This is a genomic window from Pseudomonas sp. HN2-3, assembly GCF_020691745.1.
Lineage (GTDB): Bacteria > Pseudomonadota > Gammaproteobacteria > Pseudomonadales > Pseudomonadaceae > Aquipseudomonas > Aquipseudomonas capeferrum.
Map to the genome: position 1 here is coordinate 4,325,721 of NZ_CP085704.1, position 18,457 is coordinate 4,344,177.

The window sequence follows — 18,457 nt, forward strand, 5'->3', positions numbered from 1 at the left end:
GGTGCAGCCGAGGCAGGTTTCAATCCCTGCGGTAGGGCAACATCCCCCGCGCCTCCTCGGCATACCCCTGCACCCCTTCGCGCTCCTGCAACAAGAACCCCTCGACCGCCCGCCGCAACCCCGGGTGCAACAGGTAATGCCACGACCGCGTCAGCACCGGCTCGAACCCACGGATCAGCTTGTGCTCGCCCTGGGCCCCCGCATCAAAGCGCTGCAAGCCTTCAGCAATGGCAAAGTCCATGCCCTGGTAGAAGCAGGTCTCGAAGTGCAGCCGGTCGAATTCATCCAGGCACCCCCAGTAACGGCCATATAGGCTGTCGTCGCCCACCAGGCTCAGGGCCATGGCCACGTCACGCCCACCCTGCCTCGCCATCACCACCCGCAGTGCCTCGGGCATGCGCTCGGCCAGCAGGCTGAAGAATTCACGGGTCAGGTACGGGGCGCGCCTGCGTACCGCATACGTGTTGGCGTAGCACAGGTAGACAAAATCCCACTGCGCCTCCGTCAGTTGCTCCCCCCGGTACCACTGGAAGTCGATGCCCTGCCCGGCCACCTGTTCGCGCTCCTTGCGCATCTGCTTGCGCTTGCGCGAGCTGAGTGTGTCGAGGAAATCCTGGAAGTCTCGATAACCGCGGTTACGCCAGTGAAACTGGCAACCAAGGCGCTCCATCCAGCCTGGCAAGCTGGCCATCTGTTGGTCCAGGGCCGGGTCGGTGAAGTTGATGTGCGCACCAGAAAGCCCGCCCTTGCCCAGGTATTCGGGTAGCGCTTGCAACACCAGCAGGCCGTCGGCGGGGTCGGCAGCCAGCAGGCGCGGGCCGCTGACCGGGCTGAACGGTACCGCGCCGAGCAACTTGGGGTAATAGGCGATGCCTGCCCGCTCACAGGCATCGGCCCAGCCGTGGTCGAACACATACTCGCCAAACGAATGCCACTTGCGGTAGGCCGGCATGACCGCGCGCACCTGCCCTTCCCGTTCCAGCACCAAGTGCTCGGCCGCCCAGCCGGTCGACGGTGCAACGCTGGCGCTGTCCTCCAGCGCAGTGAGGAAGGCGTGGCGCAGAAACGGCTGGCCAGCGGGCACCAGGGCATCCCAGGTGGCCGCCGGAAGATCACGCAGATGAGCAAGGCTGTACAGGCTGGTCACGGTTTCGACTCGCTTTCTTGAGGCACTCAGTATCCCGGAAGAAGGGCCCATCACTCAAATGACGATCGCCCGGCCAACTCATTCATGCCCGATGGCTTAACAACAGTGCCACTAATTCGACATTAATCTGTAATCCCCCCTCGCAATACTTGCGCCTGTTTTCCGGAACCCCAGAACCTGTCTATTCAGGCCCTTTCCGAAGACATGCCAACACAGGGGCGGGCGCTGAGCCTCCCCCATTTTTTTCAGTAGGGAGAACCTTATGCGTCTTGTTTCCACACTTACCGGAGTGAGCCTCACCGGCATGATGCTGGCTCTGAGTACTCCGGCCAGTGCTGCTGTCGACGCCAAGTTGCTCGAAATGCTCCGCGCCAATGGCTCGATCAACCAGGCGCAGTACAACGAACTGCAAGGCGATCTGGCAAAAGAGACCAAGGAAAAGGCCGACCAGAAAGCTCAGTCCGAACGTATGAGTTCCTTTGAACAGAAAGTGGCATGGGCCGCCAAGACCCAGATCAAGGGTGATGTGCGCCTGCGCTACGAAGACGTCAACGTCGACGAGCCGAACAGCAGCAGCGGCAACCAGGACCGCCAGCGCGTTCGTGCCCGTGTCGGCTTCTACAGCGAGATCAACCCGCAAGTCGATGCCGGCGTACGCATCGCCACCGGCAGCAGCGCCGACCGTCGCTCCACCAACCAGAGCCTTGACAACTACTTCGACAAGAAGTCGCTGTGGGTCGACCTGGCCTACCTCGACTGGCACCCGACGGCGGTGCCGAACCTGCACCTGATCGGCGGCAAGATGCCCCAGCCATGGGTGAGCATGGGCGATATCATCTGGGACAGCGATATCAACCCCGAAGGCGTAGCAGCGACTTACAAGGCCGACCTGGGCGGCGCCGAAGTGTTCGCCAGTGCGGGCCAGTACACCCTCAAGGACAACGTCGACGGCGACGGTGTGCAGTACAAGCATGACGCGCAGGTCTACCACGGCCAGCTGGGTGCCAAGTTCGCCCCCGCCGACGTGCTGAAGGTCACCGTGGGTGCGAGCATCTATGGCTACGACAACGACAAGGAAGCGGCCATTCTGCAGTCGTTCGGCAACACCACCAACGAGTTCAACCTGGTGGAAGGCTTCGGCCAGCTGGACTTCACCGGCTTCGCCATCCCGCTGTCGGCCTACGGCCAGTACGTGAAAAACACCGAGAGCACCGACGGTGAAGACCAGGCCTGGCTGGCCGGTCTGAAGACCAAGGTTGGCGCCTGGAGCCTGGACTACAACTACCGTGATGTTCAGCGCAACGCTGTGGTCAGCCTGTTCACCGACTCCGACTTCGGCAACGGCTTCACCGGTTCGCGCGGGCACAAGTTCAAGGTCGGTTACGAAATCGACAAGAACTTCTCGCTGGGTGCTGCTTACCTGATGGCCAAGACCGATCTGTCGCAGTTGCCGAACAGCAATGCGGATGTCGATACGCTGCAGGTCGACCTGGAAGCCAAGTTCTAAGCAACCGCTTCTCTGTTTCACTCAAGGCGGGAAATGCCGACCCCATCCGGCATTTCCTGCCTTTTTTCGTCTGCCAGAAATGCGCCGGCCCCTTCGCGGATAAAACCGCGAAGGGGCCGGTACAGGTCCTTGAAAAAACCTAGCGCTTGCGCAGAATCACACTCCCCACCGAATACCCCGCACCAAACGAGCTCAGCACGCCCACCGCCCCCTCGGCCAGGTCATCCTGGTACAGGTGGAAGGCAATCACCGACCCTGCCGAACTGGTGTTGGCATAACGGTCCAGAATCACCGGTGCTTCTTCCTCGGTGGCTTCACGCCCCAGCAGCTTCTTGACGATCAGGTGGTTCATGCTCAGGTTGGCCTGGTGCAGCCAGAAGCGCTTGACGTCGCTCGGCTGCAGGTCGTTCGCCTCCAGGTGCTCACCGATCAGCTCGGCGACCTTCGGGCACACTTCACGGAACACCTTGCGCCCTTCCTGGATGAACAGTTTGTCTGCCGCCCCTTCACCCTCCTCCGCCGCGCGGTTGAGGAAGCCGAAGTTGTTGCGGATGTTGTTGGAGAACCCCGTCCACAACTTGCTGCTGACGATCTCGAACTGGTGCCTGGACGTGGCCTGGTCGGCCCGCTCGATCAGCACCGCAGTGGCGGCATCGCCGAAGATGAAGTGGCTGTCGCGGTCGCGGAAGTTCAGGTGCCCGGTGCAGACCTCGGGGTTGACCATCAGCACCGAACGCGCCTGGCCCAGTTGCACACTGTTGGCGGCGGTCTGGATGCCGAAGGTGGCCGACGAGCAGGCCACGTTCATGTCGAAGGCGAAGCCCTCGATGCCCAGTTCCTTTTGCACTTCGATGGCAATGGCTGGATACGGGCGCTGCAGGTTGGAGCAGGCGACAATCACGCCATCGACATCGGCAGCGGTGCGGCCTGCACGCTCCAGTGCCTGGCGCGCTGCAGCCACGGCCATTTCGCACAGAACCGACGGCTCGTCATTGGAGCGTTCTGGCAGGCGCGGTTTCATGCGTTGCGGGTCGAGAATGCCGGCCTTGTCCAGCACGAAGCGGCTCTTGATACCCGAGGCCTTTTCGATGAAAGCAGCGTCGGACAGCGGCGCTGCCTCGATCTCACCGCGCTCGATCGCGGCGGCGTTGTCGCGGTTGAACTGCTGCGACCAGGTATTGAAGGACTCCACCAGTTCTTCGTTGGAAATGCTCTGGGCCGGGGTATACAGGCCGGTGCCGCTGATCACGACGTTATGCACGGTCGTTCCTCTGGTCAAAGGCCATCGCCACGGGGCGCTGGCTGGAAACATGACTGAATAATGGCACTTTAGTGCCAATTCAAAGGCGAGGGCCGCGCCCTTGTGGGCGCGGGTTTACCCGCGAAGGGCCGCAATGCGGCCCCCAAACGCCTTGAAGTGTGCCACAAATCAAGGCAGTTAGCCTTCCACCTGGCTCCACTGTTTGCTCAATCGCTTGTCAGAAATCGGCACTTTCGTCCCTAGCTGCTGCGCGAACAACGACACCCGGTATTCTTCCAGCAACCAGCGGTACAACGTCAGTTGCTCATCGCGCTTGCCCTCCTGGGCGTGCTTGTCGGCGCGCGTCTTGTACTGGGCCCAGAGGTTGGCCAGCTCGCCGCTCCAGACGCGATCCTTCTGCACCTGCGAGCCCAGCTTCTCCAGGCGCAGCTCCACGGCCTTGAGGTAACGCGGCAGCTCCTTGAACCAGGCACCCGGGGTTTCGCGCACGAAGCCCGGGTACACCAGGTTGGCCAATTGTTGCTTGATGTCGTTCAGCGCCACCGCCTGGCTCAGGTCGATCTTGCCCTTGAAGCGCTTCTGCAGCCCATGCCACAACTTGAGCACCTCCAGGGTCAGGCGCGCCAGGCGCTCGGCATGCTCGGCCCAGCTGCCACGCTTGCGCTCAGCCAACCCGGCCAAGGCCGCGCCGTCGCGGGGCAGCGGCTGTTCGCCTTCAAGGATGCAGCTGTCCAGGCTGGCCAGCAGAATGTCTTCGACCAGCGCCTCGACACGGCCCAGCTCGCGGTACAGCAAGCCCAGTTCGGTCAGCCCGGGCAGCTTGCCGCGCAAAAACTTGGCAGGCTCTGCCAACTGCTGCAACAACAGGCGCTGCAAGGCGCGGCGGTGCTGGAACTCGGCTTCGGCCTGGGTCGAGAAACGCCCTTCGCGAACAGTGCCGTTTTCCTCCACCAGCGCCGGGTACACGGTCATCGACAGGCCGGCGATCTTCTGTTGGGTAGTCTGCGCCACTTCGCTGAACGCCTTCGCCTGCACCGGCCGTTCGGCGTTTTCGCTGCGTGGCACCGCCAGCGCGGCCTGGCTGGCAGCGGCGAAACGCGCGGTCAACTCGGCCAGGTCGCGGCCTTCGCCAAGGAACTTGCCCTGGGCATCGACCACTTCGATGTTCATCCGCAGGTGGCCTTCGACCAGGCTGACAGATTCTGCCCAGGCCTCGTCGGAAACACGTGCACCGGTCATGCGCAGCAGCTCCTGGCCCAACGCCTGGGGCAGCGCGCCCTGGGCGAAAGTCATGCGGGCCAGCGAAGCTTTGACGAAGTCCGGCACCGGCACGAAATTCTTGCGCAGCGCCTTGGGCAGGTTGCGCACCAGCGCCACGCACTTGGCTTCGAGCAGGCCCGGCACCAGCCACTCCAGGCGCTCGCCCGGCAGGCTCGGCAACAGCGGTGCCGGTACCCGCACCGTCACGCCGTCGCGCGGGTGGCCCGGTTCGAAGTGGTAGCTCAACGACAGGCGCAAGTCCCCCACCTGCAGGCTGTCCGGGTACTGCGCTGCGGTGACTTCGCTGGCCTCACGGGCCAGCACGTCTTCCTCGCGCATGATCAGCAGGTTGGCGTCCTTCTGGCTGGTCATGCGGTACCAGGCATCGAAGGTCGCGGTCTGGTGGATGTCCTCAGGCAGGCGCGCTTCGTAGAAGGCGTAGAGGGTCTCTTCGTCGGCCAGAATGTCGCGCCGGCGGGCCTTGGCCTCCAGTTCGTCGAGCTGTTCGAGCAGGCGCTTGTTGGCCGACAGGCACTTGGCCCGCGACTGGATTTCGCCGCCCACCAGCCCCTCGCGAATGAACAGCTCCCGCGATGTCACCGGGTCGATCGGGCCGAAGTGAACCGGGCGGCGGCCAACCAGAATCAGCCCGTACAAGGTGATCTGCTCGTACGCCACCACCTGCCCGCGCTTCTTCTCCCAATGCGGTTCGAAGTGGTTCTTCTTGACCAGGTGGGCCGCCAGCGGCTCGATCCAGTCGGGCTCGATGCGGGCGACCATGCGCGCATACAGCTTGGTGGTTTCCACCAGCTCGGCGGCCATCACCCACTGCGGACGCTTGCGGCCCAACCCCGAGGACGGGTGGACCCAGAAGCGCCGTTGGCGGGCACCTTGGTAATCGCCCTCCTCGGTCTTCTGGCCGATCTGGCTGAGCAGGCCGCTGAGGATTGCCTTGTGCATCCGTTGGTAATCGGACGGTTCCTTGTTGACCGTCAATTGCAGGTCCCGGCAGATCAGCGCCAACTGGCGGTGGGCATCACGCCATTCGCGCAGGCGCAGGTAATTGAGGAAATTCTTACGGCACCAGTTGCGCAGCGGGCTGGCAGTCAACGCCTGGCGCTGCTCCTCGAAGCCCCGCCACAAATTGACCAGCGCGGCGAAGTCGGAGTCGACGTCCTTCCACTGGGCATGCGCCTGGTCGGCCGCCTGCTGGCGCTCCGGCGGCCGCTCGCGCGGATCTTGCACCGACAGCGCACTGGTGACGATCAACACTTCCTGCAGGCTGCCCTGACGGGCGCCTTCAAGCAGCATGCGGCCTAACCGTGGGTCGATGGGCAAACGCGCCAGTTGCCGCCCGAGCGGGGTCAACTGGTTTTCGCGGTTGACCGCCGAGAGCTCCTGCAACAGGTTGAAACCATCGCTGATAGCCTTGCCATCCGGCGGCTCGATGAACGGGAACGCATCGATCGCACCCAGGCGCAGGTGCAGCATCTGCAGGATCACCGCCGCCAGGTTGGTGCGCAGAATCTCCGGGTCGGTGAACGCCGGCCGGCCGTTGAAATCCTCTTCACTGTACAGGCGCACGCAGATGCCAGGCTCGACCCGGCCGCAACGGCCTTTACGCTGGTTGGCACTGGCCTGGGATACCGCCTCGATCGGCAGGCGCTGGACCTTGGCCCGGTAGCTGTAGCGGCTGATGCGGGCGGTGCCGGTGTCGATCACGTAGCGAATGCCCGGCACCGTCAGCGAGGTCTCGGCAACGTTGGTGGCCAGGATCACCCGGCGCCCGGTATGCGACTGGAAAATGCGCTGCTGCTCGGCGGGCGACAGGCGTGCATACAGCGGCAGAATCTCGGTATGGCGCAGTTGCGCCTTGCGCAGGATCTCGGCCGCGTCGCGGATTTCCCGCTCACCCGGCAAGAAGATCAAGACATCACCCGGCCCCTTGCCCTGGCTGCGCTCGTGTTGCGCCAGTTCATCCAGGGTGGCGAGGATGGCCTGGTCGACGGTGAGGTCATCCTCGATCTGGTTGCCTTCCTCGTCCTGCTCGCTGGTCAGCGGGCGGTACCAGGTTTCTACCGGGAAGGTGCGCCCGGAGACTTCAATGATAGGTGCACCGTCGAAGTGCTTGGAGAAACGCTCGAGGTCGATGGTCGCCGAGGTGATGATCAGCTTCAGTTCCGGGCGGCGGTGCAACAGGGTCTTGAGGTAGCCGAGCAGGAAGTCGATGTTGAGGCTGCGTTCGTGGGCTTCGTCGACGATGATCGTGTCGTAGCGTTCGAGAAAGCGGTCGTGCTGGGTTTCAGCCAGCAGGATGCCGTCGGTCATCAGCTTGACCAGGGTGTTGGAATCACTCTGGTCCTCGAAACGCACCTGGTAACCAACCAGCCCACCAAGCGGCGTGCCGAGTTCTTCGGCGACACGGGCGGCGACGCTGCGCGCAGCAATCCGGCGTGGCTGGGTATGGGCAATCAGGCCATGGCTGCCACGCCCCAGCTCAAGGCAGATCTTCGGCAACTGGGTGGTCTTGCCCGAGCCGGTCTCACCGGCGATGACCAGCACCTGGTGCTCAGCCAGCGCCTTTTTGATCTCGTCACGCTTGGCTGCAATGGGCAGGCTGTCGTCGTAACGCACGGTCGGCACGCTTTGCTGGCGCGCGGTGACCTGGGCGCAGGAGGCCTGGACCTTTTCCGCCCACTGGGCGAGCTTGGCCTCGTCGGGGCGCTTGCGCAGCTCATGCAGTTGCCGACGCAGACGATGGCGGTCGGCGATCATGGCGTGGTCGATGTTTTTCAGGAGCTGGTCGATGGCTTGATCTGTCATGGGGCTTTTTAGTGATGCAGGTGGGCCTGCTTTTTCATGATCGGCATTTGAAGAGGCGCGATTGTCGCAGATTTGCCCGTTCTCTGCTGGCTCCTGCACCCAGCACCTCGCCGCAAATGTTTAGCCGACACCGATGTAAAGGTTGCCATTCACTGCTTTAATCAACCTTACGCCGCATGTGAGTATCAAAGGCATGATCCCTGCCCCGTTCACCGTGCCCCCGCAGTCCCGCCCTTCGCTCCCGAAGGCCCGGACCCGTGCCGGTGAAAATCCGCTGGTGCACATCATCCTCGCGTTCTGGGCCTTGTGGCACTGTCGCCACGCGCGCCCACCGGATACTTCGCTCACGCATCACTGACCAAACCCGGCCCGCTGCTGGCCGATCGTTTCAGTTTGACCCCACGGTTGCCCGCGGCGGTCATGTGCGCCCATGAGCGAATCCGACATGCACTTTGCAAACCCCGAACACGCCAGCCAGTTCCTGGCCGACAACCCCGATATCGAGCTGATCGAACTGTTCATCCTCGACGCCAACGGTGTACCCCGCGGCAAGCTGCTGCACCGCGAGGAACTGCTGGCGGTGTACCAGACCGGTCGCCCGCTGCCCAGCACCATCATGGGCCTGACCCTCAACGGCGATGACGTCGAAAACTCAGGCCTGGTCTGGGATGTCGGCGACATCGACTGCCGCGCCTACCCGCTGGAGGGCAGCCTGGTACGCCTGCCGTGGCGGCGCGTGCCGACTGCCGCAGTGCAGGTCAGCATGCACCCCAGCGAGGGCCTGCCGGCCAGCATTGCCGACCCGCGCCATGTGCTGCTGCGCACCATCGATGCACTCAAGGCTGACGGCTACCACCCGGTGATGGCCTGCGAGCTTGAGTTCTACCTGCTCGACCAGAAGCGTGATGCCCAGGGCCGACCGCAGCCTGCCCTGGACAACGACGGCGGCCGGCCACGCAGCACCCAGGTGTATGGCCTGCGTGAGCTTGAGCAGATCGAGCCGTTTCTCGCCGACCTCTACGCTGCCTGCAAGGCCCAGGGCATTCCGGCCCGCACGGCGATCTCCGAGTATGCACCCGGCCAGGTGGAAATCACCCTTGAGCACGGCGATGCCCTGGCGGCAATGGACCAGGCCGTACGCTACAAGCGCCTGGTCAAAGGCGTGGCCCATGCCCATGGCATGCAGGCCTGCTTCATGGCCAAACCGTTCGCGCAACTGGCCGGCACCGGCATGCACATGCACTTGAGCCTGGCCGACAGCGCCGGCAACAACCTGTTCGCCAGCGAAGACAAGGCCGGTACGCCACTGTTGCGCCAAGCGGTGGCCGGCATGCTGCGCCACCTGCGCGATTCGCTGTTGTTGTTCTGCCCCAACGCCAACTCGTTCCGCCGCTTCCAGGCCAACAGCTACGCGCCACTTGCGCCGACCTGGGGGGTCGACAACCGCACGGTCAGCCTGCGGGTACCAGGCGGCCCGGCCAACAGCCGGCACGTGGAGCACCGCATCTGTGGCGCCGATGCCAACCCGTACCTGGCGGCAGCGGCAATCCTCGCCGCCAGCCACCGAGGTATTCGCGAACAGCTGGACCCTGGCGCCCCCGTTGAAGGCAACGGCTACGCCCAGGCCACCGAGCACCTGCCCACCGACTGGCTGACCGCCCTGGATGCCCTGCAGCATTCGGACTGGGCGCGCGAAGCACTGGGCGCGGACTTCCTCGGCGTGTACCTGAAGGTCAAGCGCGCCGAGTACCGCCAGTTCATGGCCGAAGTCAGCGAGCAGGACTGGCGCTGGTACCTGCACCAGGCCTGAGCCCCATTCATAACAAGGAACACCCATGAACGCAGCACTGAACCAGGGGCCGGCCCAACGTGCGCCGTCCTATTACAACGCCACCCTGAATGACCATACGCAGTACCCGACCCTCAAGGGCACCGAGCAGGTAGACGTGGCGATCATCGGCGGTGGGTTCACCGGCGTGGCCACTGCCGTGGAGTTGGCCGAGCGCGGCCTTAAAGTGGCTATCGTCGAAACCAACCGCATCGGCTGGGGTGCCAGCGGGCGCAATGGCGGGCAGGTGACCGGCAGCTTGTCGGGCGACGAAGCCATGCGTACACAGATGCGCAACCGCCTGGGCAGTGAGGTGGATGATTTCATCTGGCACCTGCGTTGGCGCGGGCACCAGGTCATCGAGCAACGGGTGGCCCGCTACGGTATCGACTGCGACCTCAAGCGCGGCCACCTGCATGCGGCGATGAAACCGTCGCACCTGAACGAGCTGCGCGGGTTCGAGGCCGAAGCCCAGCGTCGCGGCATGGGCGACCAGGTGCAGATGCTCGACCGCAACGCCATGGCCCAGCACCTGCAAAGCCCGCTGTACCTGGGTGCATTGAAGAACCGACGCAACCTGCACCTGCACCCGCTCAACCTGTGCCTGGGCGAGGCGCGTGCCGCCCATAGCCTGGGGGCATTGATCTTTGAAAACTCAGAGGTGCTGGACATCGTCCACGGCCCGCGCCCGGCAGTAGTGACAGCCCAGGGGCGGATCGAAGCCCGCCAGGTGATGCTGGCGGGCGATGTCTATCACAAGCTGGAACAGCGCAAGCTCAAGGGCAAGATCTTTCCGGCCATGGGCGGCATCGTCACCACCGCACCGCTGGGCGAGCTGGCCGAGCAGATCAACCCGCAGGACCTGGCGGTATACGACTGCCGCTTTGTCCTCGACTATTACCGCCTGACTGCCGACAAGCGTTTGCTATTTGGCGGCGGCGCCAACTATTCCGGGCGCGATTCACGCGATATCGAAGCAGAGCTGCGCCCGTGCATCGAGCGCACCTTCCCGGCGCTCAAAGGGGTACCGATCGAGTTCCAGTGGAGCTGCGCCATGGGTATCGTGGTCAATCGCATCCCGCAACTGGGCAAGCTCTCGGACAATGTCTGGTACTGCCAGGGTTATTCCGGGCATGGCATTGCCACCAGCCACATCATGGGCGAGATCATGGCCGAAGCGCTGACCGGGACTCTGGAGAAGTTCGATACCTTTGCCCAGTGCAAGCATGTGCGGGTGCCAATGGGGGAACTGCTGGGGAATCCGCTGTTGGCGGCGGGAATGTGGTACTACCAGATGCTTGAGAAACTGCGCTGATCGACGCGCGTGCTGGTGTAGGAGCGGCCTTGCGTCGCGAAAGGGGCGCGTAGCGGCCCCAAGATTTCAGCTTCGCCGCATAGTTTCAGCTTCGCCGCATAGTTTCAGCTTCGCCGCATAGATTGTCGGGGCCGCTTTGCGGCCCTTTCGCGACGCAAGGCCGCTCCTACATCGATCGCTGCGTGGGTTAGGCGATCTTTTTGAGGCCCTGCTTCTTCAGCTCTTCGTCACGCAATTCACGGCGCAGGATCTTGCCCACGTTGGTGGTCGGCAACGTATCGCGGAACTCGATGTAGCGCGGCACCTTGTAACCGGTGACGTTGGCACGCATGTGCTCCATCACCTGCTCCTTGGTCACGGTCATGCCCGGTTTGACCACGATGAACATCTTGATCACTTCACCCGACTTCTCGTCCGGCACACCAATGGCCGCGCACTGCAGCACACCGGGCAAGCCGGCGAGCACGTCTTCCAGCTCGTTGGGGTACACGTTGAAACCCGAGACCAGGATCATGTCCTTCTTGCGGTCGACGATGCGCATGTAACCGTCCGGCTGAATCAACGCGATGTCACCGGTCTTGAGCCAGCCTTGGCTGTCGAGGATCTCGGCGGTGGCGTCCTCGCGCTGCCAGTAGCCCTTCATCACTTGCGGGCCCTTGATGCACAGTTCACCCACCTCGCCCAGCGGCAGTTCATTGCCACTGTCGTCGATAACCTTGCACAGCGTCGAGGGCACCGGGATACCGATGGTACCGACCTGGTTGGCCTCGGACGGGTTGACCGCAGCCACCGGGCTGGTTTCGGTCATGCCGTAACCTTCGCAGATGGCGCACCCGGTCACGGCCTTCCAGCGCTCGGCCACGCTCAGTTGCAGGGCCATGCCGCCAGACAAGGTGATTTTCAGCGCCGAGAAGTCCAGGGCGCGGAACCCCTCGTTGTTGCACAGGGCGACGAACAAGGTGTTGAGGCCGACGAAGCCGCTGAATTTCCACTTGCCCAGCTCTTTGACCATCGCCGGCAAATCACGCGGGTTGCTGATGAGCACGTTGTGGTTGCCGATCAGCATCATCGCCATGCAATGGAAGGTGAAGGCGTAGATGTGGTACAGCGGCAGCGGCGTGATCAGGATCTCGCAACCTTCATGCAGGTTCGAGCCCATCAGCGCCCGGCACTGCAGCATGTTGGCCACCAGGTTGCGGTGGCTCAGCATCGCGCCCTTGGCCACGCCCGTGGTACCGCCAGTGTATTGCAGCACCGCGACGTCGCTGGCTTGCGGGTTGGCTTCGGTGACCGGCTGGCCCTTGCCCAGTGCCAGGGCGTCGTTGAAGCGCACGGCACGCGGCAGGTTGTAGGCCGGCACCATCTTCTTCACGTACTTGATGACACTGTTGATCAGCAGGCGCTTGAGCGGCGGCAGCAGGTCGGCCACTTCGGTGACGATGACATGCTTGACCTGAGTCTTGGGCAGCACTTTTTCAGCCAGGTGGGCCATGTTGGCCAGGCACACCAGCGCCTTGGCGCCGGAGTCGTTGAACTGGTGCTCCAGCTCCCGCGCGGTGTACAGCGGGTTGGTGTTGACCACGATCAGCCCTGCACGCATGGCACCGAATACCGCTACCGGGTATTGCAGGACATTGGGCAGTTGCACGGCAATGCGATCACCCGGTTTCAGGTCGGTGTGCTGCTGCAGCCAGGCGGCAAATGCCCCCGACAGCGCATACAGTTCGCCATAGGTGATAGTCTTGCCCAGGTTGCTAAAGGCCGGTTTGTCGGCAAAGCGTTGGCAGGATTGCTTGAGTACCGCCTGGATATTGGGGAATTCGTCAGGATTGATTTCCGCCGTAATCCCGGCTGGGTATTTATCCTTCCAAAAATGTTCGATCATGGAAGCCCACTCCTTCAGCAACAGCGAAGTTCGATTCACGCGTCGATGCGCTTATTATTGATATGTGATGACGGCTCATTGCAAACCGGATCATCTGAAAGCGGCCCGAGAGTAACAGCTTTGCCAGGGGTCGCCTAGAGGCCAAAACAGGCCTTACGGTCACAAAAATGACTCAATGAACAATACAGGTCATTTTTAGAGTAATTATCCAAAATGTCGCAAAACGGGCCGAAAGGCCCGCTCTAGAGGCGTATTTGCAGCCTTGTCAGGCAATGTCACGCAGCTCGCGCCGCAGAATCTTGCCCACCGGTGTCATCGGCAGCGAGTCGCGCAGCACAATGTGCTTGGGCACCTTGTAACCGGTGAAGTTGGCCTTGCAGTAAGCCTTGAGCTCATCCACGCTGACCCCGCCATCACGCGGCACCACGAACAGTTTCACCGCCTCGCCGGAGCGCTCGTCGGGTACGCCGATGGCGGCGCAACTGGCGACTTGCGGATGGGCCATGATCACGTCCTCGATCTCGTTGGGGTACACGTTGAAGCCCGAGACGATGATCATGTCTTTCTTGCGGTCGACGATACGGGTGAAACCATCGGGGTCGATCACCGCGATGTCGCCGGTCTTCAGCCAGCCCTGGGCGTCCAGGGTCTGCGCCGTGGCCTCGGGTTGTTGCCAGTAGCCCTTCATCACCTGCGGGCCCTTGATGCACAGCTCGCCCCGCTCGCCCAGCGGCAGCTCGTTGCCCTCGTCGTCGATAACCTTGAACGCCGTGCCTGCCACCGGGATGCCTACCGTGCCCAGGCGCGCCAGCTGGCCATAGGGGTTGGTGCTGGCTACCGGCGACGTCTCGGTCAGGCCGTAGCCTTCGACGATACGGCAGCCCGTGAGGCTCTCCCAGCGCTCGGCGGTGGCCTTGACCAGCGCGGTGCCGCCAGAGTTGGTGACCTTCAGCGCGGAAAAGTCCAGTTGCCTGAAGCCTGGGTGGTCCATCAGCGCGACGAACAAGGTATTGAGCCCCAGCAGGCCGGAAAAACGCCACTTGCCCAGCTCCTTGACGAAACCGGCGATGTCGCGTGGGTTGGTAATCAGCACGTTGTGGTTGCCTGTGACCATCATGCACATGCAGTTCGCGGTAAACGCGTAGATGTGGTACAGCGGCAGCGGCGCGATCATCACCTCCTGGCCTTCCTTGATCATCTTCTGCCCGTCTGGCCCGTGCTGCGAGAAACACGCCAGCACCTGGAGCATGTTGGCTACCAGGTTGGCGTGGGTGAGCATGGCACCCTTGGCCAGGCCAGTGGTACCACCGGTATATTGCAACACGGCGATGTCGTCGAGGCTCAGCGGCACCGGTTTGTGGCTCAGCGATCGGCCCTCACGCAGCACCTGCTTGAACGACACCGCCTGGGGCAATTGATAGGCCGGCACCATCTTCTTCACTTTGTCGACCACGGTGTTGACCAGCCAGCCCTTGGCGGTGGGCAACAGGTCGCCCATCTTTGCTTCGATGAGGTATTCGATGCCGGTATCGGGCAGCACTTCCTGCACGCGCTTGCCGAACATGTTCAGGTACACCAGGGCACGGGCGCCGGAGTCCTTGAACTGGTGGCGCATTTCACGCTCGGTGTACAACGGGTTGGTGTTGACCACGATCAGGCCCGCGCGCAACGCACCGAACACGGCGATCGGGTACTGCAGCACGTTGGGCATCTGCACGGCGATGCGATCGCCCGGGGCCAGGTCGGTATTGTGCTGCAGCCAGGCTGCGAAGGCCGCCGACTGGCGCTCCAGCGCCGCGTAGGTCAGGGTGACGCCGAGGTTGCTGAACGCCGGGCGGTCGGCAAAGCGCTTGCAGGAGCGTTCGAACACCTCGACGACAGAGGTATAGGCATGGATATCGATGGTGGAAGGCACGCCCGCCGGGCGCTTGTCATTCCAGAAGTCGGCTTGCATTTATTATTGTTCCTCTGCCTGGACCTGCTACCGGTAGCGGGTCATGTAATCCTTTGACCTGGTCGCCAATGGCAAACAGGCGTTGAACCGACGTTAGCAGGTAAGCCGAAGGCGGCATATACGCCAAGCTCCGCCATTAACATTGTGAATCTTATTTGTGCCCTTCCTGCAATCCAGCCGGTTGCGCATACACTGTGCGCGTACCCCTGCGCAAAGGACCGGCCATGCCCCACGACGCCTTCTGGCTACCCGCCAGCGAGCATTGCAGCCTCTATGTGCACCAATGGCTGCCGACAACCCCGGTGAAGGCCGTGGTGTTGCTGGCCCATGGCATGGCGGAGCACGCCGGGCGCTACCGGCGCCTGGGCCAGGCGTTGAGCGAGGCCGGCTTTGCGCTGTTCGCCGCCGACCAGCGCGGCCATGGCCGCACCGCCGAGCTGGGCAGCCTGGGCCTGTTCGCCCGCAATCATGGCTGGAATGCCGTGGTCAATGACCTGGGCTTGCTCGCCCAGCACATCGGTCAGCAGTACCCCGGTACACCGTTGTTCGTGTTTGGCCACAGCATGGGCAGCTACATCGCCCAGGCGTACCTGCTGCACCACAGCGCCAGCGTGCAGGGGGCGATCCTCAGCGGCTCCAACTTCCAACCGGCTGCGTTGTACCGGGTGGCGCGGCTGATTGCCCGGCTGGAGGCGTGGCGCCAGGGGCCGCTGGGCAAGAGTGCGCTGATAGACTGGCTGTCGTTCGGCGCGTTCAACAAGGCCTTCAAGCCTAACCGCACGGCCTTCGACTGGCTTAGCCGCGACCCTGGCGAAGTGGACCTGTACGTGAATGACCCCCTGTGTGGCTTTCGCTGCAGCAACCAACTGTGGCTCGACTTGCTGCAAGGCTTGGCGCAGATCAGCCAGGCAAGTACCCTCGCGCAGATCGATCCGAACCTGCCATTGCTGGTGATTGGCGGCGAATGTGATCCGGTCAGTGCCGGCAAGCGTCTCACCCATCTGGCCGACGCGCTGCGCGCGACCGGCAACCGGCATGTACAGCTGCGCGTCTACCCACAAGCGCGGCACGAAGTGCTCAACGAAACCAACCGTGACGAGGTCACCGCCGATATTCTCGGCTGGCTCGAACAGGCGCTGGCCCTTGGCCGCCCTGCGCGCAGTGAATGATAGGCACCCTCGCCCCACCGCTTAAGGAAGCCCCGATGTCCCAGGTCACCAACACGCCTTACGAAGCCCTTGAGGTCGGCCAGAAAGCCACCTATGAGAAGTCTGTGGAAGAACGCGACATCCAGCTGTTCGCTGCGATGTCCGGTGACCACAACCCGGTGCACCTGGATGCCGAGTTTGCGGCCAAGAGCATGTTCCGTGAACGCATTGCCCATGGCATGTTCAGCGGCGCGCTGATCAGTGCCGCAGTGGCCTGCACCCTGCCTGGGCCTGGCACCATCTACCTGGGCCAGAAGATGAGCTTCCAGAAGCCGGTAAAAATAGGCGACACCCTGACCGTGCGCCTGGAAATCCTCGAGAAGCTGCCCAAGTTCAAGGTGCGCATCGCCACCAATGTGTACAACCAGAACGATGAGCTGGTCGTCGAAGGCGAGGCCGAAATCCTGGCGCCGCGCAAGCAGCAGACCGTCGAGCTGGTATCGCCACCGCATTTCGTGGCCAGCTGATTTCAGCACAGGCCGCTTCGCGGAGGTTCGGGGCGCCGAACCACCGCGAAAAGGGCTGCAAATACCCTTACCCTAATTCGCGTAGACGGCTTTCGATATGCCGTCGCTCCGGCGCCTGCCGGGTCAACGCCAGTGCCTGCTGCCAGGCCGCGCGTGCCTCTTCGACATGACCCAACTGAGCATGCAACTGCGCCCTTGCCGCATAGGCCAGGTGATAATCGCGCAACTCCCCCGCCGCCAGAATCGCTTCAACCTCCGCGAGCCCCACCTGCGGCCCATCACGCTTGGCCAGCGCCACCGCCCGGTTTAGCGCCACCACCGCGGACGGCCAGTAGCGTTGCAACACATCGTACAGCCCGACGATTTCGTCCCAGTCCGTCGCATCGGCCGTGGCCGCCTCGGCATGCACCGCAGCAATCGCCGCCTGTACGGTGTAGGCGCCATAGGCCTGGCTTCGCAGGGCGTGGCGCACCAGCGCGCAGCCTTCTTCGATACGCTCACGGTCCCACAGGCTGCGGTCTTGTTGCTCGAGCAGCACCAGATTGCCCTCGGCGTCTGTACGCGCACGCTGGCGCGACGCCTGCAACAGCATCAACGCCAGCAAGCCAAACCCCTCCGGGTCGGGTAGTAGTTGCACCAGCAGGCGGCCAAGGCGAATCGCCTCGTCAGTCAGATCTTGCTGCAGCAGGGCGTCGCCGGACGATGCCGAGTACCCTTCATTGAACACCAGGTAGATCACCCGCAATACGCTCTCGAGGCGCTCGGGCAACTCATTGAGCACCGGCACCTGATAGGGGATGCCGGCATCGCGGATCTTGGCCTTGGCCCGCACGATGCGCTGGGCAATGGTGGCCGGGCTTTGCAGAAACGCTCGGGCAATCTGCTCGGTGGTCAGGTCGCAGACCTCGCGCAGGGTCAGCGGCACCTGGGCGTCGGCGGCCAACGCCGGGTGGCAGCAGGTGAAGATCAGCCGCAAACGGTCGTCGCCGAGCAGTTCTTCGTCGCTGGGGTCTTGCGCCTGGCCCTCCAGCAGCATGATCAGGTCCGCCTGGGAGCGGTCGAAGCGGGCACGTCGGCGTAACGCGTCGATGGCCTTGAAACGGCCGGTCGAAACCAGCCACGCCCGCGGGTTGTCGGGGATGCCATCACGCTGCCAGCGCTCGACGGCAATGAAGAACGCATCGTGCATGGCCTCCTCGGCCAGGTCGAAATCCCCCAGCAGGCGAATCAAGGTCGCCAGGATGCGCCGGGAATCGCGACGGTAGACTGCCTCGACCTCGGCGCGCACCTGCGCCAGCGTCACCATCAGTCCGGCATCCGCTGGGCCACCACCTCCACCAGGCGGTCCAGGCTTTCTCCCCAGCCCTGGTGAAACCCCATTTCTTCATGGGCACGGCTGTCGGCGGCGCTCCAGTGCCAGGCGCGGGCGGTGTATCGGGTTTTGCCGTGTTCTTCGTCGAAGGTCACCACGGCGGTCATGAAGGCTTTGTTTGAAGGCACCCACCCTGGCCCGAAAGCGTCGGTGAACACCAACCGCCGGGGCGCGGCGATCTCCAGGAACACGCCCTGGGTTGGGTACTCGGTACCGTCCGGGGCGCGCATCAAGGTACGGAACAGGCCACCGACCCACAGCTGCATTTCGCATTCGGGGGTGGTCATGCCATGTGGCCCCCACCATTGCATCAGCCACTGGGGCTCGGTCCAGGCGCGGAACACCTTGGCCGGTGGTGCGTCGATCAGGCGGCTGATGGACAACTCGTGCTGCGCTTGCGCAGGGTGTGCAAGGCTCATGCTGGTTGTTC

The 18,457-nt window shown here is 63.3% G+C and carries 12 protein-coding genes; 5 read left to right on the top strand and 7 right to left on the bottom strand.

Annotated elements, in window-relative coordinates:
- Nucleotides 1-19 precede the first annotated feature (19 nt).
- A complete protein-coding gene (locus LJX93_RS19615) occupies nucleotides 20-1,147 on the bottom strand; it encodes a GNAT family N-acetyltransferase (protein ID WP_033699673.1) in 1,128 nt (375 codons plus the stop codon).
- Between the two features lie 262 nt (nucleotides 1,148-1,409).
- Between LJX93_RS19615 and LJX93_RS19620 the strand changes: the two genes are divergently transcribed.
- Nucleotides 1,410-2,654, top strand: a complete 1,245-nt coding sequence (locus tag LJX93_RS19620; RefSeq protein ID WP_047583807.1) for a putative porin — start codon at nucleotides 1,410-1,412, stop codon at nucleotides 2,652-2,654.
- Between the two features lie 139 nt (nucleotides 2,655-2,793).
- On the opposite strand, the gene LJX93_RS19625 is transcribed toward LJX93_RS19620, so the two are convergent.
- Both LJX93_RS19625 and hrpA read right to left on the bottom strand, forming a co-directional pair.
- Nucleotides 2,794-3,915: a beta-ketoacyl-ACP synthase III gene (locus LJX93_RS19625; protein ID WP_033699677.1), complete on the bottom strand. Its 1,122-nt coding sequence runs from the start codon at nucleotides 3,913-3,915 to the stop codon at nucleotides 2,794-2,796.
- Nucleotides 3,916-4,092: 177 nt separating this feature from the next.
- The gene (gene hrpA, locus LJX93_RS19630; RefSeq protein ID WP_227696300.1) at nucleotides 4,093-7,998 is read right to left on the bottom strand and encodes an ATP-dependent RNA helicase HrpA; all 3,906 of its coding nucleotides are present in this window, start codon (nucleotides 7,996-7,998) and stop codon (nucleotides 4,093-4,095) included.
- Between the two features lie 445 nt (nucleotides 7,999-8,443).
- On the opposite strand from hrpA, the gene LJX93_RS19635 reads away from it, so the two are divergent.
- Nucleotides 8,444-9,808, top strand: coding sequence for a glutamine synthetase family protein (locus LJX93_RS19635; RefSeq protein WP_033700192.1), 1,365 nt, complete (start codon nucleotides 8,444-8,446; stop codon nucleotides 9,806-9,808).
- Nucleotides 9,809-9,833: 25 nt separating this feature from the next.
- Nucleotides 9,834-11,141, top strand: coding sequence for an NAD(P)/FAD-dependent oxidoreductase (locus LJX93_RS19640; protein ID WP_033699680.1), 1,308 nt, complete (start codon nucleotides 9,834-9,836; stop codon nucleotides 11,139-11,141).
- Nucleotides 11,142-11,328: 187 nt separating this feature from the next.
- Here the strand turns inward: LJX93_RS19640 and fadD1 are convergent, their stop codons facing one another.
- Nucleotides 11,329-13,026 carry a long-chain-fatty-acid--CoA ligase FadD1 gene (fadD1, locus tag LJX93_RS19645; RefSeq protein WP_033699681.1) on the bottom strand — a complete coding sequence of 566 codons (1,698 nt, stop codon included), beginning with the start codon at nucleotides 13,024-13,026 and terminating at the stop codon, nucleotides 11,329-11,331.
- 265 nt (nucleotides 13,027-13,291) lie between these two features.
- Nucleotides 13,292-14,980 (bottom strand): long-chain-fatty-acid--CoA ligase FadD2, encoded by a 1,689-nt coding sequence (gene fadD2 / locus LJX93_RS19650; RefSeq protein WP_047583804.1) that lies wholly within the window; start codon nucleotides 14,978-14,980, stop codon nucleotides 13,292-13,294.
- A 224-nt stretch (nucleotides 14,981-15,204) separates the two neighbouring features.
- On the opposite strand from fadD2, the gene LJX93_RS19655 reads away from it, so the two are divergent.
- Both LJX93_RS19655 and LJX93_RS19660 read left to right on the top strand, forming a co-directional pair.
- On the top strand, nucleotides 15,205-16,149 hold the full coding sequence (locus LJX93_RS19655) for an alpha/beta hydrolase (RefSeq protein ID WP_033699684.1): 945 nt from the start codon (nucleotides 15,205-15,207) through the stop codon (nucleotides 16,147-16,149).
- Nucleotides 16,150-16,184: 35 nt separating this feature from the next.
- Nucleotides 16,185-16,655 carry a MaoC family dehydratase gene (locus tag LJX93_RS19660; protein WP_033699686.1) on the top strand — a complete coding sequence of 157 codons (471 nt, stop codon included), beginning with the start codon at nucleotides 16,185-16,187 and terminating at the stop codon, nucleotides 16,653-16,655.
- A gap of 67 nt (nucleotides 16,656-16,722) precedes the next feature.
- Here the strand turns inward: LJX93_RS19660 and LJX93_RS19665 are convergent, their stop codons facing one another.
- Complete coding sequence (locus tag LJX93_RS19665; RefSeq protein WP_033699688.1) at nucleotides 16,723-17,961, bottom strand: RNA polymerase sigma factor; 1,239 nt, start codon at nucleotides 17,959-17,961, stop codon at nucleotides 16,723-16,725.
- Nucleotides 17,961-18,446: an SRPBCC family protein gene (locus LJX93_RS19670; RefSeq protein WP_033699690.1), complete on the bottom strand. Its 486-nt coding sequence runs from the start codon at nucleotides 18,444-18,446 to the stop codon at nucleotides 17,961-17,963. The genes LJX93_RS19665 and LJX93_RS19670 overlap by 1 nt, the downstream gene beginning before the upstream one ends.
- Between the last annotated feature and the right edge of the window lie 11 nt (nucleotides 18,447-18,457).